Origin of the sequence: Actinoplanes teichomyceticus ATCC 31121 (genome assembly GCF_003711105.1) — a bacterium.
Lineage (GTDB): Bacteria > Actinomycetota > Actinomycetes > Mycobacteriales > Micromonosporaceae > Actinoplanes > Actinoplanes teichomyceticus.
In genome coordinates, this window is sequence record NZ_CP023865.1 from 502,423 (window position 1) to 521,382 (window position 18,960).

At 72.0% G+C, this 18,960-nt stretch carries 19 protein-coding genes and 1 tRNA gene; 11 read left to right on the top strand and 9 right to left on the bottom strand.

Translation table 11 applies throughout. The features are described 5' to 3' along the window. Positions 1 to 12: 12 nt before the first annotated feature. The 5 genes from ngcE (at position 13) to ACTEI_RS02295 (ending at position 4,920) form a co-directional block, all read left to right on the top strand. Positions 13 to 1,431: an N-acetylglucosamine/diacetylchitobiose ABC transporter substrate-binding protein gene (gene ngcE, locus ACTEI_RS02275; protein ID WP_122976115.1), complete on the top strand. Its 1,419-nt coding sequence runs from the start codon at positions 13 to 15 to the stop codon at positions 1,429 to 1,431. Beyond that, a complete protein-coding gene (locus ACTEI_RS02280) occupies positions 1,431 to 2,339 on the top strand; it encodes a carbohydrate ABC transporter permease (protein ID WP_122976116.1) in 909 nt (302 codons plus the stop codon). Before ngcE ends, ACTEI_RS02280 begins: the two co-directional genes overlap by 1 nt. Beyond that, entirely contained in the window at positions 2,336 to 3,208 is an 873-nt protein-coding gene (locus tag ACTEI_RS02285) for a carbohydrate ABC transporter permease (protein WP_239082709.1), read from the top strand. The genes ACTEI_RS02280 and ACTEI_RS02285 overlap by 4 nt, the downstream gene beginning before the upstream one ends. Positions 3,209 to 3,233: 25 nt before the next feature. Continuing rightward, positions 3,234 to 4,397, top strand: a complete 1,164-nt coding sequence (locus tag ACTEI_RS02290) for a glycoside hydrolase family 16 protein (RefSeq protein WP_122976117.1) — start codon at positions 3,234 to 3,236, stop codon at positions 4,395 to 4,397. A 76-nt stretch (positions 4,398 to 4,473) separates the two neighbouring features. After that, positions 4,474 to 4,920 (top strand): hypothetical protein, encoded by a 447-nt coding sequence (locus tag ACTEI_RS02295; protein WP_122976118.1) that lies wholly within the window; start codon positions 4,474 to 4,476, stop codon positions 4,918 to 4,920. Positions 4,921 to 4,979: 59 nt separating this feature from the next. On the opposite strand, the gene ACTEI_RS02300 is transcribed toward ACTEI_RS02295, so the two are convergent. From ACTEI_RS02300 to deoC, 3 genes are all read right to left on the bottom strand, one after another. Beyond that, a complete protein-coding gene (locus tag ACTEI_RS02300) occupies positions 4,980 to 5,744 on the bottom strand; it encodes a peptidase (RefSeq protein WP_122976119.1) in 765 nt (254 codons plus the stop codon). After that, positions 5,744 to 7,048, bottom strand: coding sequence for a VWA domain-containing protein (locus ACTEI_RS02305; RefSeq protein ID WP_372443313.1), 1,305 nt, complete (start codon positions 7,046 to 7,048; stop codon positions 5,744 to 5,746). The genes ACTEI_RS02300 and ACTEI_RS02305 overlap by 1 nt, the downstream gene beginning before the upstream one ends. 394 nt (positions 7,049 to 7,442) lie before the next feature. Continuing rightward, positions 7,443 to 8,138 carry a deoxyribose-phosphate aldolase gene (gene deoC / locus ACTEI_RS02310; protein ID WP_122976121.1) on the bottom strand — a complete coding sequence of 232 codons (696 nt, stop codon included), beginning with the start codon at positions 8,136 to 8,138 and terminating at the stop codon, positions 7,443 to 7,445. A gap of 69 nt (positions 8,139 to 8,207) precedes the next feature. On the opposite strand from deoC, the gene ACTEI_RS02315 reads away from it, so the two are divergent. Then, positions 8,208 to 8,927 (top strand): GntR family transcriptional regulator, encoded by a 720-nt coding sequence (locus ACTEI_RS02315; RefSeq protein ID WP_122976122.1) that lies wholly within the window; start codon positions 8,208 to 8,210, stop codon positions 8,925 to 8,927. Positions 8,928 to 9,241: 314 nt separating this feature from the next. Next, a complete protein-coding gene (locus tag ACTEI_RS02320; RefSeq protein ID WP_122976123.1) occupies positions 9,242 to 10,786 on the top strand; it encodes an ABC-F family ATP-binding cassette domain-containing protein in 1,545 nt (514 codons plus the stop codon). 449 nt (positions 10,787 to 11,235) lie between these two features. On the opposite strand, the gene ACTEI_RS02325 is transcribed toward ACTEI_RS02320, so the two are convergent. Next, positions 11,236 to 11,565 (bottom strand): hypothetical protein, encoded by a 330-nt coding sequence (locus ACTEI_RS02325; RefSeq protein WP_122976124.1) that lies wholly within the window; start codon positions 11,563 to 11,565, stop codon positions 11,236 to 11,238. Positions 11,566 to 11,770: 205 nt separating this feature from the next. On the opposite strand from ACTEI_RS02325, the gene ACTEI_RS36665 reads away from it, so the two are divergent. From ACTEI_RS36665 to ACTEI_RS02335, 3 genes are all read left to right on the top strand, one after another. Continuing rightward, a complete protein-coding gene (locus tag ACTEI_RS36665; protein ID WP_164465815.1) occupies positions 11,771 to 11,938 on the top strand; it encodes a hypothetical protein in 168 nt (55 codons plus the stop codon). Positions 11,939 to 12,240: 302 nt separating this feature from the next. Beyond that, positions 12,241 to 13,551, top strand: a complete 1,311-nt coding sequence (locus ACTEI_RS02330) for a calcium-binding protein (RefSeq protein WP_122976125.1) — start codon at positions 12,241 to 12,243, stop codon at positions 13,549 to 13,551. A gap of 247 nt (positions 13,552 to 13,798) precedes the next feature. Beyond that, positions 13,799 to 14,650, top strand: coding sequence for a hypothetical protein (locus tag ACTEI_RS02335; protein ID WP_122976126.1), 852 nt, complete (start codon positions 13,799 to 13,801; stop codon positions 14,648 to 14,650). A 143-nt stretch (positions 14,651 to 14,793) separates the two neighbouring features. On the opposite strand, the gene ACTEI_RS02340 is transcribed toward ACTEI_RS02335, so the two are convergent. Genes ACTEI_RS02340 through ACTEI_RS36670 form a run of 4 tightly spaced genes read right to left on the bottom strand, consistent with a single transcriptional unit; the run spans position 14,794 to position 16,962 of the window. Continuing rightward, complete coding sequence (locus tag ACTEI_RS02340) at positions 14,794 to 15,054, bottom strand: hypothetical protein (RefSeq protein WP_239082708.1); 261 nt, start codon at positions 15,052 to 15,054, stop codon at positions 14,794 to 14,796. Continuing rightward, complete coding sequence (locus tag ACTEI_RS02345; RefSeq protein ID WP_122976127.1) at positions 15,051 to 16,256, bottom strand: eCIS core domain-containing protein; 1,206 nt, start codon at positions 16,254 to 16,256, stop codon at positions 15,051 to 15,053. The genes ACTEI_RS02340 and ACTEI_RS02345 overlap by 4 nt, the downstream gene beginning before the upstream one ends. Further along, complete coding sequence (locus ACTEI_RS02350) at positions 16,253 to 16,582, bottom strand: type VII secretion target (protein WP_122976128.1); 330 nt, start codon at positions 16,580 to 16,582, stop codon at positions 16,253 to 16,255. The genes ACTEI_RS02345 and ACTEI_RS02350 overlap by 4 nt, the downstream gene beginning before the upstream one ends. Further along, the gene (locus ACTEI_RS36670) at positions 16,579 to 16,962 is read right to left on the bottom strand and encodes a YbaB/EbfC family nucleoid-associated protein (protein WP_164465816.1); all 384 of its coding nucleotides are present in this window, start codon (positions 16,960 to 16,962) and stop codon (positions 16,579 to 16,581) included. The genes ACTEI_RS02350 and ACTEI_RS36670 overlap by 4 nt, the downstream gene beginning before the upstream one ends. Positions 16,963 to 17,410: 448 nt before the next feature. Between ACTEI_RS36670 and ACTEI_RS02360 the strand changes: the two genes are divergently transcribed. Beyond that, a tRNA-Arg gene (locus ACTEI_RS02360) sits at positions 17,411 to 17,483 on the top strand. 162 nt (positions 17,484 to 17,645) lie between these two features. Here ACTEI_RS02360 and ACTEI_RS02365 read toward each other — a convergent pair. Next, on the bottom strand, positions 17,646 to 18,956 hold the full coding sequence (locus ACTEI_RS02365; protein WP_239082707.1) for a tyrosine-type recombinase/integrase: 1,311 nt from the start codon (positions 18,954 to 18,956) through the stop codon (positions 17,646 to 17,648). Positions 18,957 to 18,960 lie beyond the last annotated feature (4 nt).

Genomic DNA, 18,960 nt, shown 5'->3' on the forward strand with positions numbered 1-18,960 from the left:
AGGGAGCCCGCTATGAACCCGACCACCCGGCCCCGACCGTACCCCGCCCGCCGGACCGTGCTGAGAACCGCCGTGACGGCCTCGCTCGCCGCGCCCCTGCTCGGCGCGTGCGTGACGTCCGGCGAGGCCGGCGGTGGCGCCGCCGAGGGCGCGGCGAAGACCGCGGACAACCCGCTGGGGGTCAAGGCCGACGCCCCGCTGGAGGTGGTGGTCTTCAAGGGCGGGTACGGCGACGAGTACGCCATCCGCGCCGAGTCCCGGTACACGCGGCAGTATCCGCGGGCCCGGATCGACCACAAGGGACTGCAGCGGGTCGGCGAGGCGATGCAGCCCCGTTTCGTCGCCGGTGACCCGCCGGACGTGGTAGACAACACCGGCGCGGGGCGGCTGGACGTCGCCACCCTGGTCGGCGCCGGCCAGCTCGGCGACCTCGGCGACCTGCTCGACGCCCCGGCGCTGGACCAGCCCGGCAAGCGGGTCCGCGACACGCTGCTGCCCGGGGTGGTCGACGACGGCACGTTCGGCGGCCGGGTGGTCACGCTGAACTTCACCTACACGGTCTGGGGGCTGTGGTACTCGAAGCCGTTCTTCGCCGAGCGCGGCTGGGCGTACCCGAAGACCTGGGCGGAGATGCTGACGCTCTGCGCGGCGATCCGCAAGGCCGGCGTCGCGCCCTGGACCTACCAGGGCAAATACCCGGAGTACCTGAACGATCCGCTGCTCGCCGTGGCGGCCAAGACCGGTGGTCCGGACCTGATCCGGGCGGTCGACAACCTGACGCCGAACGCGTGGCGGCAGCCGGGCCTGACCCAGGCGGCCACCGTGTTCGCCGAACTGGCCGGCCGGGGCTACCTGATGGCCGGCTCCGAGGCGCTGTCGCACACCGAGGCGCAGGCCGCCTGGTGTCAGCGCAGAGCCGCGTTCCTCCCGTGCGGGTCGTGGCTGGAGAGCGAGCAGAAGGGAGTCGCGCCGGCCGGCTTCGACATGGTGATGGGCGCCGTCCCGGCCGCCGGTCCGGGCGACCGGCTGCCGGTCACCGCGGTGCAGGCGGCCGGCAGCGAGAGTTTCCTGGTGCCGGCGAAGGCGAAGAACCCGGCCGGCGGCCGGGAGTACCTGCGGATGCTGTTCGCCAGAGAGTCCGCGCGGGCGTTCGCCGAGGCGAACAGCACCCTGCCGGCGGTGGCCGGGGCCACCGACGGGCTGCGGCTCGGCAGCGCTCTGGGCTCGGTCCGCGACGCGGTCACGGCCGCCGGCGCGAACACGTTCACCTACCGGTTCCGTACCTGGTACGCCCCGCTCGCCAAGGCCGTCGACGACGCCACCGGGGAGCTGGTGAACCGGCGGATCAGCCCGGCGGACTGGTCCACCCGGATCCAGAAGGCGGCGGACGCGCTGGCCCGGGACACGTCGGTACGGAAGTACACCCGCTGATGGGGCACGGCCGGTGGCGGTTCCTGTTCGCCGCGCTGGTGCCGGCGCTGGTGCTGCACGTCGTCTTCGTGCTCTCGCCGTACGCCCAGGCGTTCTACCTGTCGCTCACCGACTGGACCGGGGTGGCCGGTCAGGCGCACTTCGTCGGGGTGGACAACTACGCCCGGCTGGGCGTCGACCCGCTCTTCCTGGACGCGGTCCGCAACAACGCGATCATGCTGCTGGTGGTGCCCGCGGCCACCATCGGGCTGGGCCTGTTCCTGGCGAGCATGCTGCACCGGGGCGGACGTGGACTGCGCGGCGGATCGGCGTACCAGATCGTCTATTTCTTCCCGCAGCTGCTGTCGCTGGTGATCGTCGCGGTGCTCTGGGGCTTCGTCTACAACCCGAACACCGGGCTGCTCAACTCCGGGTTGCGCGCGATCGGGCTGGGCGCTCTGGCGCACAGCTGGCTGGCCGAGCCGCGATTCGCGCTGGCGGCGGTGATGGCGGTGCTCGTCTGGTCGTCGGTCGGCTTCTACGTGGTGCTGTTCCGGGCGGCGATCGACGGCATCCCGGGCGAGCTGTTCGAGGCGGCGCGGCTGGACGGGGCCGGTGGGTGGAGCTCGTTCCGGCACGTCACGCTGCCACTGGTGCGGGAGAACGTGCAGGTCGCGTTCGTCTATCTGGGGATCGCGGCGCTGGACGGGTTCGCCGTGGTGCAGGTGATGACGGTCGGGCCGGGCGGGCCGGACGGGGCCACCGAGGTGGTCGGGTTGTCGCTGTACCGGACGGCTTTCTCGTACGGCAAATTCGGTTACGCCTCGGCGATGGGCGTCGCCCTCTTCTTCGCCACCCTGACCCTCGCGATCCTGGCGCTGCGAACGGGCCGCCGCGAACGGCCGGCGACCCGGGGAGGACAGGCATGACCGCTCCGCTGCCGGCACGGGTGTCGACCGAGGTCGATACCGGCCGGGTCCGGGGAGCCAATCCGCTGCCGCAGATCGCGATGTTCTGCTGGGCCGTGGTGACCGCGTTGCCGCTGCTGTGGGCGGTGGTCAGTTCGGTCAAGTCGGACGACGAGATCCTCAACCACCCGTGGCCCCCGCCGGCCACCCCGCATTTCGACAACTGGGTGCGGGCCTGGACCGCGGCGGACATCGGGCGCTATTTCCTCAACAGCCTGATCGTGGTCGGCGGCGCCCTGCTGCTGACCATGCTGCTGGGCAGTCTGGCCGCCTACGCGCTGGCCCGGTACCGGTTCCGCGGCAACCGGTTGCTCTACCACACCTTCGTCGCGGCGCTGTTCTTCCCGGTGTTCCTGGCGCTGGTCCCGCTCTTCTTCGTGGTGGACCGGCTCGGGCTGCTCGGCACCTACCCGGGACTGATCCTGGTGTACGCGGCCTACGCCGTACCGTTCACGGTCTTCTTCCTGCACGCCTTCTTCGGCACCCTGCCCACCGAGATCGCCGAGGCGGCGGTCCTGGACGGGTGCTCGCACGGCGCGGTGTTCTTCCGCGTCATGCTGCCGCTGGCGCGACCGGGCCTGGTCGCGGTCGGCATCTTCAATTTCCTCGGGCTCTGGAACCAGTACCTGATCCCGCTGGTTCTCAACCCCGACCCGGACCGGTACGTCCTGGCGCAGGGTCTGGCCGCCCTGTCGGTCAGCCAGGGCTACCGCAGCGACTGGGGCGGCCTGTTCGCCGGACTCACCATCGCCATGCTCCCGGTGCTGGTCGCCTACGTCGCGTTCCAACGGCACATCCGCGCCGGTATGACCGCCGGTGCGGTCAAGTAGCTTCTTCGCCCCAAAGGAGTCCCCCGTGCTTGGCAAACGTCGATGGGCGGGAGTCGCCGTGGCCGTTCTGGCCGCTTCGGGCCTCGTCGCCCTGAGTTCCGGCGCCCCCGCGTCCGCCGCCGACTGCGGCTACCTGTTCGACGACTTCCACTACACCTCGTCCTCGGACGCGGCGCTGACCGCGAACGGCTGGACCCCGCGCGGCTACAGCGGCGGTCCCGGGGTGGCCGGCGCCACCTGGTCACCTGCCAACATCACCTTCCCCACCGCCGACGGCGACCGGGTCGCCCAGCTCACCGCGTCGACCGACGGCACCGCGGCCGGCACCCGGCACGCCGAGCTCTACTCCACCCAGAAGCGGTACCTGGAGGGCACCTACGCCAGCCGGATCCGGTTCACCGACGCGCCCGCGAGCGGCCCCGACGGCGACCACATCAACGAGACGTTCTTCACCATCAGCCCGCTCAACGGCGATCTCGACCCGACCTACAGCGAGCTGGACATCTCCGAGTACCTGCCGAACGGCGGCTGGGGCGAGACCGGGCCGATCAACTACCAGACGACCTGGTACACGTACCGCAACGAGCCCTGGTACGCCGACAATCTGCACTCGCAGCAGCGGTCCAGCCTGGACGGCTGGCACGACCTGGTGGCCCAGGTGGCGAACGGGCACGTCGTCTACTGGATCGACGGGGTGCAGGTCGGCGACCACGGCGGGAAGTACTTCCCGCGCCAGACGATGACCATCAACTGGAACCTGTGGTTCATCGACCTCGCCGCGCACACCGGTGGCACCAGCACGTACATCCAGCAGGTGGACTGGGTGCTGTTCGCGAAGAACCAGGTGCTGAGCCCGGCGCAGGCGACCGCGCGAGCGGCGGGCTACCGCTCGGGCGGCACCGCCTTCCTGGACACGGTGGCCGCCACCGGCGGCTGCTCCACCCCGAGCACCCCGCCGACCAGCTCGCCGACCTCCCCGCCGCCGGCCACCGGCTGCTCGGATGCGCCGGAGTGGGCGTTCGGCACCGTCTACCTGGGCGGCAGCCTGGTCAAACACGAGAAGAGCCGGTACGGCGACCCCAACGGCCCGGCCTCGGGGCAGGGCCGGCACCTGTGGCGGGCGCGGTACTGGACGCAGGGCTCCGAGCCCGGCTGGACCGAGCAGTGGCAGGACCTCGGCCCCTGCTGACGGCCCGCGCAACGGCGGGACGCGTCGCGCGACGCGTCCCGCCGTTTCTGTCGTACCCCCGTGCTTCGATGCCGGCATGGGTGCTTCCGGTTGGAGTTACTACGTGCCGTACCAGCCCGATCTGGGCCGGGCGTTGGACGAGCTGCGCAAGCGGGTCTTCGAGGAGGGCGACTACTGGTGGGCCGAGCCGTACCAGCTCGGCACGTCCGCCGCCGACTTCCCGAACCGGCCGCGTACCGAGGACGAGCTGTGGAGCTCCGAGGCGGTGCTGGAGTCCGGCACGCACTCCATCCTGGACATGCGCACGGTGGTGCGGCCGGGGGAGAAGCCGGACTACTGCACGGTGGAACCGGTCAGCGAGCGGGAGGCCCTGGAGTGTGCCGGGGTGGCCCGGCTGACCCGGGCGCATGTCGAGGCGATCGACGACCTGGCCGAGCAGCGCTGGTTCGGCCGCTGCGCGGTCCTGCACGACGACGCCGGCAACCCGTCCGAGATCTACTTCTGGGGCTACTCCGGGGACTGAGGCGGCACACCCGCCCCGCGCCGGTGGTGGGTGGGGGGCCGGTCGGACCGGCCCCCCTTTCAGACCCGCCTGCGGCGCCGGGTCAGCGAGAACCCGAACAGGCCGGCCAGGGCGGCGAGCACGCCACCGCCCGCGGTCCAGAACCACCGGCCGGAGAAGCTGGGCAGCCAGTCCGTACCGAAACCGCTCTCCTCGGCCTCCGGGTCGACCGTGGGCGAGGCGGTGGGCCCCGACAGCACCGTGCCCGGCCGGTTGTTCGGCACCAGCGGGGCGGCCAGCTCACCCTGGTCGGCGTCGAGGTCGCCGTCCGGGGTGGTGAGGGTCAGGCTGACCTTCAGCGGCAGGCCCAGGTCCGTCTCGGGCAGTTTCGTGCTGGACAGCCGCACGTAGTACGTGCCGGGCAGCGGGTCGCCGTCCTGCGGCTCGGCCCAGGACCGTACCTGGCGCAGCCGGCAGCCGAGCGTGACCTGCGCGGCGTCGCGGGCCGCCACCGGGCTCTGCTCACCGGCCACACAGGACTGCCGCCGCCGCAGGCCGTCGAAGACCTCGATGATCCACGACTCCGCGCCGGTCCGCCCGTCGGCCGGCAACGCGACCGTCGCGGTGACGTCCGGCCGCTGCCCGGCCTCCGCGTTGAACTGCCAGTACAGGTAGTCGCCGGTGACCGCGCCGACCTGCACCTGCCGGTCCGCGGTGATCGGCGCGGCGGTCAGGAACGAGGTGCCGGCGCTGCTCGTCACGGGCGCCGGCGACGGGGTGGCCGCGATGCAGAACAGCGCGGCGCCGAGCGCGCCGCCGGTGGCCGCGAGGTGCTTGATCCTCATCAGTTCTCCCTCCAGGTGGCCACCCAGTAACGGGTCACCCAGCCGGCCAGCACTCCGGCAACCAGCCCGGCGAGCACCAGGACCAGCAGGAACAGGAAGCCCCGTCCCAGGCCGGGGGCATCCGGGGCGTGCGAGGCGTCGACCAGGTCGATGCTCAGCTCGACCGGCATGCCCGGGCCGCCCGCCGCGGCGGCGGTGGCCGCGGCGAACGAGTTGCTGACGATCAGGCAGACGTCGGTCGAGGTCTCCGCCGCCTCGTCGGCGTCGGTCTCGGTGTCCGCGGCTTCCGCGGAAGCCTTGGCGTCGGCCTTCTGCTCGTCCGCGGACCAGCGCAGGCCGGCGGAGAGCACGTCGGCCCGCCCGCTGCCGGCGTCGACCCCGCGGACCAGCTCACGGCCGCCGGTGGTCGCCGCTTTCAGGAGTACGCCGTAGTCCGGGTTCAGCGCGCGGTCGAGCGAGATGCTCACCGACGCCCGCAGCTCCTGGTCCGGCTGCACGGCGACGCGGTAGTACCGGTGCTCGCTGATCCGCTCCCGGTCGGTGTAGACGCCGGGCGCCAGCAGCGGCGCGTTCGTGCAGTCCGCGGTGCCGGTCACCGTGGCCGGCTGGACCGGCGGCGGGACCGCGGCCCGGTCGACGAGTTGCTGCACCCGATCGGTCAGCTCCTCCTCGCTCTTCGCCGCGGCGTACGTGCCGCCGGTCGCGGTGGAGATGCAGACCAGCTGCTTGCGGGTCTTCTCGTCGGGGGTCAGGCCGAGCGTGTCGACGACCAGGTGGGTGCCCTGCGCGGCCAGGTCCCGGGCCACCTCGCACGGGTCCGGCGGGGTGCAGGTGTCCTCACCGTCGGTGATCAGCACGATCCGCCGGGTCGAGCCGGTGTCGCCGAGGTCCGCGGCGGCCTTGCGCAGCGCCAGGCCGATCGGGGTGTACCCGGTCGGCTTCAGGGTGGCGATCGCGTTCTTGGCCTGGACCCGGTTGACCGGGCCGACCGGGACGATCTGCTGCGTGTCCCGGCAGCCGACCTTCTTGTTCTTGCCGGGGTAGGTGGCGCCGAGCACCCGGATGCCCAGCTGCGTGGTCTCCGGCAGCGCGTCGACGACCTTGTTGAAGGCGCGCTTGGCCACCGCGATCCGGGTCTCGCCGTCGATGTCGGCGGCCCGCATCGAGCCACTGACGTCGAGGACCAGCTCGACGCGGGGAGGTTCGGAGGGTTCGGTCTCGTCGGCGTACGCCGGGGCGGCGCCGAGCAGGGTGGCGGCGCCGATCAATCCAGTCGCCAGCACTATGGACAGACTTTTGTGGATCACGCGCCAAGATCATAAACGTACGTATCAATGATGATCGTCGGCGGGGTTCCGGGCCGCCGGGGCCGGGGCGCACCGCTCGTCTCGTGGGCCGGGCGGTCGCGTCCGCGCCCGGGCGTCCGGCCTCCGTGCCCGGGCGTCTGCGCTCTCGTCCGGGTGTCCGCTGTCCGCGCCGTGCGGCTGCGGTCCGCGCCGTGCGCTGCCGGCCGCGCGGTGGGGCTGCGGTCCGCGCCGTGCGCTGCCGGCCGTGCGGTGCGGCTGCGGTCCGCGCCGTGCGCTGCCGGCCGCGCGGTGCGGCTGCGGTCCGCGCCGTGCGGCTGCCGGCCGCGCCGGGGGAGGGGCCCGGCGGACCTGTGGGGGGCGGGTCCGCCGGGCCCGGTCGGTGCGAGCGGCGTCAGTCGCGGCCGGTGGGCGCGGACGCCTGCCGCCGGGCCAGGTCCTCCAGGATGTCGGCGGTCGCCGACGAGCCGAACCGGGTCACGCCGACCGCCGCCATCGCCAGCAGGGTGTCCAGGCTGCGGATCCCGCCGGACGCCTTGACCTGGACCTTCGGCGACACGGCCGAGCGCATCAGGGCGAGGTCGTCGATCGTCGCGCCCTTCGGGGCGAATCCGGTGGAGGTCTTCACGAACGCCGCGCCGGCCCGCTCGGCCGCCCAGCACGCCGCCAGCTTCTCCTCGTCGGTCAGGTACGCCGTCTCCAGGATGACCTTGACGGGCGCCTCGCCGGCCGCCTGCACGATCGCCCTGATCTCGTTCTCCACCGCCGCGATGTCGCCCGAGCGCAGCCAGCCGATGTTGATCACCATGTCGATCTCGGTGGCGCCGCGGGCCACGGCCTGCTCGGTCTCGACCACCTTGACCTCGGTGCTGGTGGCCCCGTGCGGGAAGCCGATCACGGTGCCGACCTGCACATCCGTGCCGTGCAGCAGCTCCACGGCGAGCGGCACGTCGGACGGGCGCACGCAGACCGAGGCGACGTGGTATTTCGCGGCGACGGCACAGCCCTCGCGGACGTCCTCGCTGGTGAACTGCGGCTGAAGGATGGAGTGGTCGATCATGCGGGCGATCTGCGACACCGTGAATTCCATGGAACCGAACCGTACCTGTCTAGACAGCCACCTGTCTAGACAGGTTGTCGGTGTCGGTAGGGTGTCCCCATGTCCGCCGGACCAGACTTCGCGCCGCTCTACTTCCGCATCGAGCAGGAGCTCCGCGCGCGGATCGCGCAGGCCCGGCCGCACGACCCGCTGCCCTCCGAGCCGGAGTTGGCCCGGGAGTTCGGGGTCAGCCGGATGACCGCCCGGGCCGCGGTCACCCAGTTGGTGAACGACGGCCTCGCGTACCGTGCGCCCGGCCGCGGGACCTTCGTCGCGGTGCCCACCGGCCCGCGCCGCGCCGACAACCTGGTCCGGCTCAGCGAGGAGATCCGCAAACAGGGCAAGGTGCCGTCGTCCCGGGTGGTCCGCGCCGAGCTGCGGCCGGCCACCGTGATCGAGGCGACCCGGCTGCGGCAGCGGGCCGGCGACGTGGTGGCGATCTACCGGGTCCGGCAGGCCGACGGCGACCCGGTCGCCTTCGAGCACGCGTGCTACCCCGGGGCGCTGAGCGCGCTGCTCGACTGCGACCTGTCCGGATCGGTGCACGAGGCGCTGGTCGCGCTCGGGCGCGTCCCGACCCGCGGCACCTCGACGATCACGGCCCAGCCGGCGACCGGGGAGGACGCCCGGGAGCTGGGCGTCCCGGCCGGCACCGCGCTGCTGGTCGAGGAGCGGCTCATCCTGGACCAGGAGGGGCGGCCGCTGGAGCTGAGCGAGTCCCGGTACACCGGCACGAAGTACCGCCTCGACGTCGCCTTCGGGGTCGAGCCGCACCAGTGAGTGCCCGGGGCCGAGCCGCGCCGGTGGCTACCGTCGGGGTCGCGCCGGGCCGGGAAACCGTCGGGCTCGCGCCGGTGGAAACCGTCGGGGTCGCGCCGGGCCGGTGGAAACCGTCGGGCTCGCGCCGGGGCGGGGAAACCATCGAGGCCACGCCGGGCCGGGAAAATCGGTCGGTGTCTCCGGTCCGGACCGGTAGCGTCGCCGTCGTGCCGTATCAGTTCTACCTCTGAGCCGACCCGAGCCGGCCCGCCGCGCACCGCGCCGCGGGCGGCTCGCCGCTGTCCATCAGCCCTCGGCTCAGAGGAAGAACCGGCATGCCTGTCACCATCACCCTGCCCGCGCGCGCCCACGCCCAGCTCGTCGCCTCCGGAATCCGCGCCGATCGCGCCCGGCTGTCCGACGTCGACCTCGCCGTCTCGCCCGGCTCCCGCTGGGGGCTGGTCGGCGAGAACGGCCGCGGCAAGACCACCCTGCTGAGCATCCTCAGCGGAACCCTGCCCCCGGATGCCGGAACGGTGCGCCGCACCGGCACCCTCGGGGTCGTCGCGCAGGAACTCGCGTTCGCTCCCGGCGACACCGTCGGCACACTCGTCGAGGCGGCCCTCGCGGACTCCCGTGCCGCGCTGCTCGCCCTCGACGAGAGCGGTCGAGCCCTGGCCGCCGGGCGGCCCGGCGCCGACGCGGAGTACGCCCGCGCCCTGGACGCGGCCGAGACGCTCGACGCCTGGGACGCGGAGCGGCGCATCGACATGGCCCTGGCCGGCCTGAACGCGGCCGCCGACCGGGACCGGCCGCTCGCCACCCTCTCGGCCGGGCAGCGCCACCGCGTCCGGCTGGCCTGCCTGCTCGGGGCCGCCCACGACTTCCTGTTGATGGACGAGCCGACCAACCATCTCGACGCGGACGGGCTGGACTTCCTCACCGACCGGCTGCGCGCCCATCCCGGCGGGGTGGTGCTGGTCAGCCACGACCGGGCGCTGCTGCGCGACGTCGCCACCACCATCCTGGACCTGGATCCCACGGTGGACCGGAAACCGGCCGTCCACGGCGACGGCTTCGCCGGGTACCGAGCCGGGCGGGCCGCCGCGCTGGCCCGCTGGGAACAGGCCTACGAACAGCAGGTCCTCGCCGAGAAGCGGCTCTCCGGCGCGCTGCACGAGGCGCAGGAGCGGCTGGCCACCGGCTGGCGGCCGGACAAGGGCACCGGCCGGCACCAGCGCGCCACCCGGGCGCCGGGGCTGGTCCGCTCGTTCCACCGGCGGCAGGACGAGCTGCGCGAACACGCGGTCACCACACCGGAGCCGCCGGCACGGTTCCGGATGCCGGCGCTGCCGGTCCGCCCCGGGGTCACGCTGCTCGCCGCCGACCGGGTCCGGGTCGGGCAGCGGTTGCGGACACCGGTGTCGCTCACCCTGGAGTCCGGGTCACGGCTGGTGGTCACCGGAGCCAACGGCGCGGGCAAATCGACGCTGCTCGCCGCGCTCGCCGGGCGGATCCAGCCGACCTCCGGCACGGTCCGCGCGTGCGACGGGGCACGGACGGGCCTGCTGTCGCAGGAATCGCCGGCCCCGGCCGGGCGCCGCACCGAACTCGCCGCGTTCGGCCTGCTTCCGGCGACCGAGCTCGGCCGCCCGGTCCGCGAGTTGTCGACCGGGCGGCGGCGGCGCCTGGACCTGGCGTCGCTGCTGGCCGACGAGCCGCACGTGCTGCTGCTCGACGAGCCGACCAACCATCTGTCGATCGCCCTGGTGGACGAACTGACCCAGGCCCTGCTGGAGACGCCGGCCGCGGTGGTGGTCGCCACCCACGACCGGCAGTTGCGCCGGGATCTGGCCGGGTGGCCGGAACTACGCCTGTAGCCCGGGGAGCGTGAGCCGTCTCGGCTCGGGGCCGCGGGACCTCTCGGGCCGGGATCGCGGGTCGTCTCGGCTCGGGGCCGCGGGCCGTTCCGGGTCGGGATCGCGGCTCGTTGCGGCTTGGGCCTGCGGGTCGTCTCGGCTGGGGATCGCGCGCCGTCTCGCCTGGGGATCGCGGGCCGCGAGGTGGCCGGGCGCCGGGACCGCGTCGCGTGGGATCCGCACGGGGCTCGGCCGTGCGGCCTGCGGGCGGGGCTGCACAGGGCGTACCGGGGAAGGGTTCGCGCCCGGCGGCGACGGCCCGGCGCCGGATGTCGAAGCGTCCGCCGGGCCTGCCCCGGGGTTCGACGGATCTGCCGGGGATCTTGCGGGAGGGCTGGGGCGGGCGGCGGTCCCGGATGCGCAGGCGCCCGCCGGGGCGGAGTCCCGGCGGGCGCGGTCGCGGGCGACCGTCAGAACGGGCGCAGGTCGATGGAGAGCGGGTTGACCGGCTGCGCGAAGTACCGGGTGCTGCCGACGGGCACGGTCACCGACTGGTCGCGCAGGCGCACCACGACCGTCCAGGCGCCGGACTCGACACGCTCGACGCCGACCTTGTTGAAGGGGTTGGTGCCGGCCTTGGTGAAGCACAGCGGTGTGCCACCCATGCTGCGGAGGTACACCTTCGCGTCGTCGGGGTTGCCGCACGGCACCTGATCGGCCCGGGCGGGCGCGGCGACGCTGAGGCACGCCACGGCCGCCAGCGCGGCGGCGGCGCCGGAACGCTTCGCGATCCTGAACAAGGTTCCTCCTGTGCTGCGATTCTCGTCGATGGCAGTCCTACGATAGCTGTCGATCTCTATTCGGGTTGCCCCTCGACGTCCGGATGCGGTTGCCGGGGAGGGCGAGGCGCCCCGGCCCGGCCGGCGGGGTCGCCGGGCCCGGTGACACCGGCCCGAGCGCGGAGCCGGCCAGCAACCCTTCCTGCCGAAGACCGGCAGCGCGCGGGTGGCCGTCCACTTCGACTTCACCTCGGTCTCCTTGGCCCGGCTGAAGACCCGGTGGCAGTCCGAGAGCTCGACCTCGGGGAACGTCAGTTTCACCCGGGTGCGCTCGTCGGTGGCCGCCGCGCAGTCCGGCCGGCAGGTGTTGGCGATGCGGGTGGCGGTGGCGTGACCGGTGGCCGAGCCGAGCTTCGTCCACCGGATGTCGGTGTAGTGGAGATCCTCGCCGGTGAGCCTTCCGCGCCGAAGCCCGGGGCGGGCCGATGGCTCAGCAACGTGGCACGCGGACGGGGGGATCATCCGGGCGCTGTACGAACGAGCCCGTGATCCACTATGGTTTCCTCCGCTGGAGAGTCCTCGGTATCGACCGGCGCCACGGTGCTGGCAAGGCACAGCGCGGAGACGACGATCCCCGGCACTTCCCCGATCATGTACGGCCGCGGCCGTCACCGTTCGTGACACAGGTGGGCAGAAGTGGGCGTTTTTCAGGTACGCGCGGCGGCGATCGGCTTCTCGGTGCTGCTGGCCGGGGCCGGCCTCACCGCGACCGGGGCCCCGGCGTACGCGGCCACCACCGGGAAGGCCGCGGTGACCGCCGCCGGGAAGGTGAAGTTCGTCGCCGGCTCCAAGCGGACCAACAGCCTGCGCGTCACCTACGCCAAGGGCCGGCTGACGCTCGACGACCGCGTCACGATCACTCCAGGTAAGGGGTGCAGCCGGGTCAAGCGGGACAGCACCCGGGTGACCTGCAAGATCGGTTCTCGGCCGGCCACTCCCGCCCTGGTCGCGTACCTGGGTGACGGCAACGACCGGATCACCGTGGACGCGGCGGTCGCCGTGGAGGCCCGCGGCGGCGTCGGCAACGACACCCTGATCGGTTCGGCCAGCAGGGCCGACCGCCTGCACGGCGAGGCCGGCAACGACACGATCAGCGGCCGGGGCGGCGCCGACACCCTCGCCGGCGGGCCCGGGGCGGACGTCCTCTCCGGCGGCGACGCCAGGGACGTCCTCGACGGCGGCACCGGCAACGACCGGCTCACCGGCGACAACGGCGACGACGCCCTGACCGGGGGCGACGCCCACGACCGTCTCGACGGCGGCAGCGGCCACGACACCCTCTCCGGCGGCGACGGCAACGACCGTCTCGACGGTGGCAGCGGTGACGACAAACTCCGTGGCGGGGCCGGCAACGACACCCTCGACGGCAACACCGGCAGCGACGTGGTCGCCGGCGACGCGGGCAACGACGTCGTCGACGGCGGTCCGCTGCACGACGACCTGTTCGGTGGCGCGGGCACCGACACGCTCGACTACAGCGACCGCACCGGTGACGTGGAGCTCCAACTGGACGGCTCCCGGACCCGCTGGACCGACGGCGAGACGGGTAAGGAGAGCGACCGGCTCGCCGCCGACTTCGAGATCGTCCTGACCGGCCCCGGCAACGATCACATCATCGGCGGCAGGTCCGTGACGCTGGTCCGCAGCGGCGCCGGGGACGACGAGGTCACCTGCGACATCTCCTGCACCACGTACGCCGGAGCCGGCAACGACCGGGTCTTCAACAGCGGTGCCGGCGTCACCACGTGGGGCGGCCCCGGCAACGACAGGATCTACGGTACGGGCGGCGACGACACCCTGTACGGCGAGGACGGCAACGACATCCTGTACGGCCACCAGGGAGTGGACCGGCTCTACGGAGCGGCCGGCGACGACACCCTCTACGGCTGGGACGGCGACGACCTGCTGGACGGCGGCGAGGGCGACAACACGCTCGTCCGTTCCTGAGGTTCTGGCCCGTAGGCGATTACGGACGGACCCGTGAACCGCGGGTCCGTCCGCCCGCGGGCCCGGACGGCGTCCGGCGCGTCACGCCGGGTGCGGCGTTCCGAGGCCGCTGCGACCTGCGGTGTCCGGCGCGCGGGTGAGGCGCAGAATCGGTCATCGGTCGCAAACTGGTGTCATGAGTCCCGGTAGCCGACGCCCACGCAACCGCGGAGCCGCTCGATCCCCGCGGCGCACCGACCTCACCGTCGTGACCGATGACCATCAGGCAGGTGACACCCCGGCCTCTCCGGCGGATCCCGGACGGAGCCCGGCCGAGCTGATCGACGACGCCGTCGCTCTGGCCGAGGCCGAGGACCCGCTGGAGGCGGAGCTGGCGGGTGCGTTGTTCGTGGCGCTGGCGCGGTCCGCCGGAGACGACGCGGCCAGTTTCGCCGGTACCCTCATCCCGGCTGTCGAGGCGCGCGGCACCCGTACGGCCCGGACCCTGCTCACCGCGATCGGCGCGGTCACCGGCCACGAGCCGAACCCGGTCGCCGCGTCCGCGCGGGCGGCCGCCGAGCGGCTGGCCGGTGCCGGCGTCGCGGCGCCGGCCTGGGCCGGTGATCTGGCACAGCCGCTGACCACCGGTCCGTTCACCCGGATGTACGACACCGGGAACGCCATGTCGGTCCTGATCGGCACGTTCGAGCGGGCGGGGCGTGGACACTCGCTCGTGGTCGTGGTCGATCACGAGAACGGTGGCGCCGCGGACGAGATCTACCTGGTCGACGAGGAAGAACTCCCGACCCTGGTGGCAGGGATCCACCGGACTGCCCGGCGGAACGGGGTCGGCATCAGGACCAGGAAGCTGGGTGCGCCGGAATTCCGGTGGTATGTCGAGCAGGCGCTCGAAGCGCGCGCCCGCCACGGCGTCGAGGACGGCGTGCCGGGAAAGCTCGATCCGGCCGGCGAGGACGGGCCCGGGTACGCCGCGCTCACCGTGCTGACCCGCAGCCGGCTGGCCGCGCTGCCCCCGGCACGCCGGCCCCGGGGGCGCGGCCACGGTGACCGGATCCCGCGCGGTGGCAGGGGCGCACCCGGATCCCCGGCCATCGAGTGATTTCCGTGCCAACTGGCCGGCTGATCCGACGACGACCCGGATCGTGCCGTTGCCGCCCTCTGCGCAAACCGGTCAGCGCCGAACGAGTGGCTCCTGGCGTCCGTCTCGGATCCCCATCGAGGCGCGGTGGTCGGTGGTGTCGTCTACTCCTCGATGGTCCAAGTACGGCCCACCTCGACATATTCGGCGTCTGCTCGGTCGACCACCAGGATGGTTTCGCCGGTGCGTCGGGTGCGCGGCGTCGGGTGATCCACACCGAGCACGTGGACGACATGTCCGCTGGTGCTGTCACGCAGTCGCGGGGTGCCGACGATCTCACCGTCGCGGATCGATCCGACGGCGATCAAGCCACCCCGCGCCGGTATGTCGAACACCTCGTTGATGTGAAACTGCATCGCCGTCATGGCCTGCTCCTATACCGGTCCAAGGCGGGGATCTCGCTGTCGTACGCCTCGTCTTCTAGCTCGCGCAGCGGTCGTGTCAAGTGGTCACCCGCCTGCTGTTGCAGGACGTGGGTGTGCTCGTGGGCGATGGTAGCCGCCAGCGTCTCCGCGTCCGCGAAGCTGGCAGGGCCTAGTCTGATCTGTGTTCCGTGGAGTTCCGAGGGCGTGTAGGCGCCGGCGTCCATGTGATCGAGGTAGCGGATCTCTTCCGGATCGCTGACGATCACGACGTCGACATTGTCGAGGTTGATATTCATCCGGCCTGCGACATCGTTGACGTTCTCGATGGTCATCGGCGTACCGGGGCCGTTGTCGAGTACATCCCGATTACTGCGCGCCGGGCTCTTGCTGAAGAAATTGGCCTCCGGTGGTGCCGGCGCCGCTGCCAGGTCGGAGCGGCTGAGCTTGCCCAGTCTGCTCTTGAGCTCGTCGAGTATGCGGGTCAGTTCGGTGAGTTTGCCGTTGAGCCGGCGCAGGCTGTTCAGTAGTGCGCGGATGAAACCTTGGATCCGGTTGACCCAGGTGGCGACCAGGGCGCTTACCTGGCTGATGACCATCGGCGTGGCGAGGCCGAGGGTCAAGCCTTCTTCGGCCAGCCATTGCGGCAGGCGGGCGGCGAGAGTGGCCACGAACTGGGCGATCAGATCGCGGACGATGCCGCGGACCAGGCCGACGAGCAGGCCGGCGCCTTCCGCGGCGGACGAGATCCCCTCGGTCGCCTTCGCGATGCCGCCGAGGGCGTCGAGCTGTTGCGCCGCGTGATGCCGGTAGGCGTCGCCGGAGGCGCCGGACCATCCGGCCGTCTGGTCGCGGACGGCATCGGCGTATCGCTGAAGGGTGGCGGTCGTGGCCGCGGCGACGTTACGCCACGTGGCGGCGTGCGCGGCAATCTCCTCGGGGCGGCCGGCCAGCCAGTCCAGGGCTTCGCGCAGCGGGCGTACCTGTTCCATCAGCCAGCCGACGCCCCAGGCGGCCAGTGAGCTGAGCGGGTCGAGCACCGTTCCGAGCAGGTCCAAGGTGCCGCCGATGCCGCCCAGCGCGCTGTCGACCCAGCTGCCGTTCTGGATGCCGATGCTGATCTGCGCGGCGTTCTCGGCGAGGCCGAGCCCGGTGTACCAGGTGGTCGAGCCGGCCGCCTGGGCGATCAGGGGGTTCTGAGTCACAGCGGCGGATCGAAGCTCGGGCCGGCAGCTTGGTGCAGATTCTGAGCGCTGGCGGTGTCGGTCGCCGTTGTGCGGGAGGCTGCCGTACGAAGATTCAGCGCCGTCTCGCCGAGCGCCTCTGTCGCATCGTTCAAGACACTCACGGCGCTGCCGAACAACGGCGTCAGCAGAGCCGGTAGGAATTGGCAGAGCTGCCCGTACGCGTCGCTGCTCACGCTGATCTCGCCGACTGCTGCCCGGATCTGCGCCACCTCGTCGGATGCTTTTTCGACCAGACCGGCGTGCTGCAGGACCGCCTCGGCCGGGAACCTCAACTGCGCACTCACCGGCCGGCCTCGCGCCGGTCCGCGGCGAACCGGTTCTCGAACGAATGGATCACCGCTCGACCGGTGTCGGTGTCCGCGCCGATCGTCGCCCTGACCTCCTCGGCCACCGAGCGGGAAAGGTTTGCTTGAGCGCTCCGCGTCACCGCCATGATCTCCTGGGCCAGCCGAGGCCCGGACAGCTCATGTACCCGGTCATCGAGTTCCAGCCGCGTCAACTGGCCGGCTGACCCGACGACGACCCGGATCGCGCCGTGGTGGCCCTCGGCCGAGCCGGTCAATGCTGCTACCCGCCGCGACAATTCGACGCTGCGCTCGGCTTGCGCATTCGACTGCCTCGCCCAGGAGTCCAGCCAGTCCTCGGCGGCATCGATGCCATCCACGGTCAACTCCCATCGACGTCCTTCGACAGGATAGCGAGCTGCCGCCAGCCGGACGCCGGAAGAATTGACGGGCGGTCCCGCGGTGCTGAAGGGGGGTTGAAGAACGAGCCCGCACTTGTTCAGCGCCTTCGTTCTTGCTGACAGTGCGACATCGGCATCGTCTCCGGCCGCGTTGGCCGACGATCTCGTTCCCAGGACCTGACCCCGCATCGACCGGTGGATATCGGATGACCTTGCCGGCAGCGCCGAAGGGCTGCCCGGGGTGAGCGACCCGGACGCAGCGGTGGTGGGCATCGGGCTTCGGTGAGCACCGGTCGGGCCGACACCCGATCCGCGTGCTCGTGATGCGATCCGGAGACCGGATCGTCCCGCCGGAGTCACTGCTGGTCAGCGCCGGGTGTTAGCGGGTGCTGGTGATCACTTCTGGTCGGGTAGCATGAGCACTCGCGCCCTCGTAGCTCAGGGGATAGAGCAACGGTTTCCTAAACCGCAGGTCGCAGGTTCGATTCCTGCCGGGGGCACTAAAATGATCACCTGAAACGTCTGCTGAGCTGGGCGGACACAAGATCGTCGATGTGCCGCTGTGTGCAGCCGTGCGCCTCCAGAAGTCGCTGTTTCTCGCCAGTCGTGCAAAATACGTGCAATGGATCTTGGTAGTGTTTCCCCAGGTCACGTACCGGATTTCAGGCATCCAGTGCAGCCTCGATCCGGGCGTTGAACCGCTCCCGATCACCGTCGAGGCACTTGGCGTAGACCTTGAGCAAGACGTCGACGGAGTGCCCGGCACGGTCAGCCACGTCGGTGGCCGGGACCCCGGCGTTCAACCACAGCGACACCCCGGCGTGCCGCAGATCGTACGGGCGGCCCGCCAGCGGCGTACGGACCCGCTCCGGGGGGAACGCGACCGTACGAGCGGCATCCCACACCCGGGCGTACGACGAAGCCGAGACCACCCCGCCGCGCGTACTCCGGAACAGCCGGCCGCTCTCGTCGGTGCCGAAGCGCTCCAGGTGCTCCCGCAGGATCGCCACCAACTCGGGTGGGATGGGCACCTCCCGCGCCTCCGTCTGGCCCCGATGCTTGAGCCCCCGATCGTCGTGGACCTCGCCGCTGTCGGTGTAGCGCTTCCCCGCCGCCGGCCGCGAGCGTTCCACGATCAGGGAGCCCCACCCGGTTGCCGGAAGCTTGCAGTTGCTCCGGCGAAGGTCGGTCGCCTCGCCCGGCCGTAGTCCCGCGAAGTACATGCAGGCGAAGAAGGCGCGTAGCCGCTCCCCACGCCGCCCGTTCTTGCCGCGCGAACCCACGTAGGTCACGGCCGTCAGCAGCTCCCGAGCCTGTGCCGGATTGACGACCACACGCCGGTCGACCTGGACCGAGACCTTGCTCCGGTTGGAGCTGACCCGCAGCTTGTCCACCGGGTTGAAGTCGAGGAGCTGCAACTCGACCGCGTACTGAAGGACGTTGTAGAAGACCGCGCGCTTGCGCCGGCTGGTGGTGGCCGCAGCGCTCCGGCCATCGAGCCGCACCGTCAGGGCGTTGAGCGCCGGGCGGATGACCGACGCCTGAGCCAGATCCGCCAGCGGCAGCGAAGCCCGTTCCAGCCATTGCAGGGCCTTGGCGACGTCATCCGGGCGAGGCGTCGTCCTCGTTGCCGGAACAAGTTCGTAGCCGCGGAGAGCACGACGCAGGAGATCGGAGTTCGGCCGGCCGGGAAGATCCGCCGTCAACGCGGGCGTGACCGTGGCCAGCGCATCGGTCAGACTCTCCCGTGACTTCGCGGCGGCGCCCGGCCACTTCATGTCGAGGTAGCGCCGGACGAAGGCAAGCCAGCTGACTCCCGTCACGGTCGGCATCATCGACTCCGGCAGACCGGAATCGGTGTCGAACGCTTCGCCGCGGTTGACCGCCTGCATCAGGTCGGACCGGTAGCTGTCAGCCAGAGCGCGGGTGGCGAACGTCTTCGATTCCGGCTTCCCTGCCAGCAGCCAGCGCACGGTG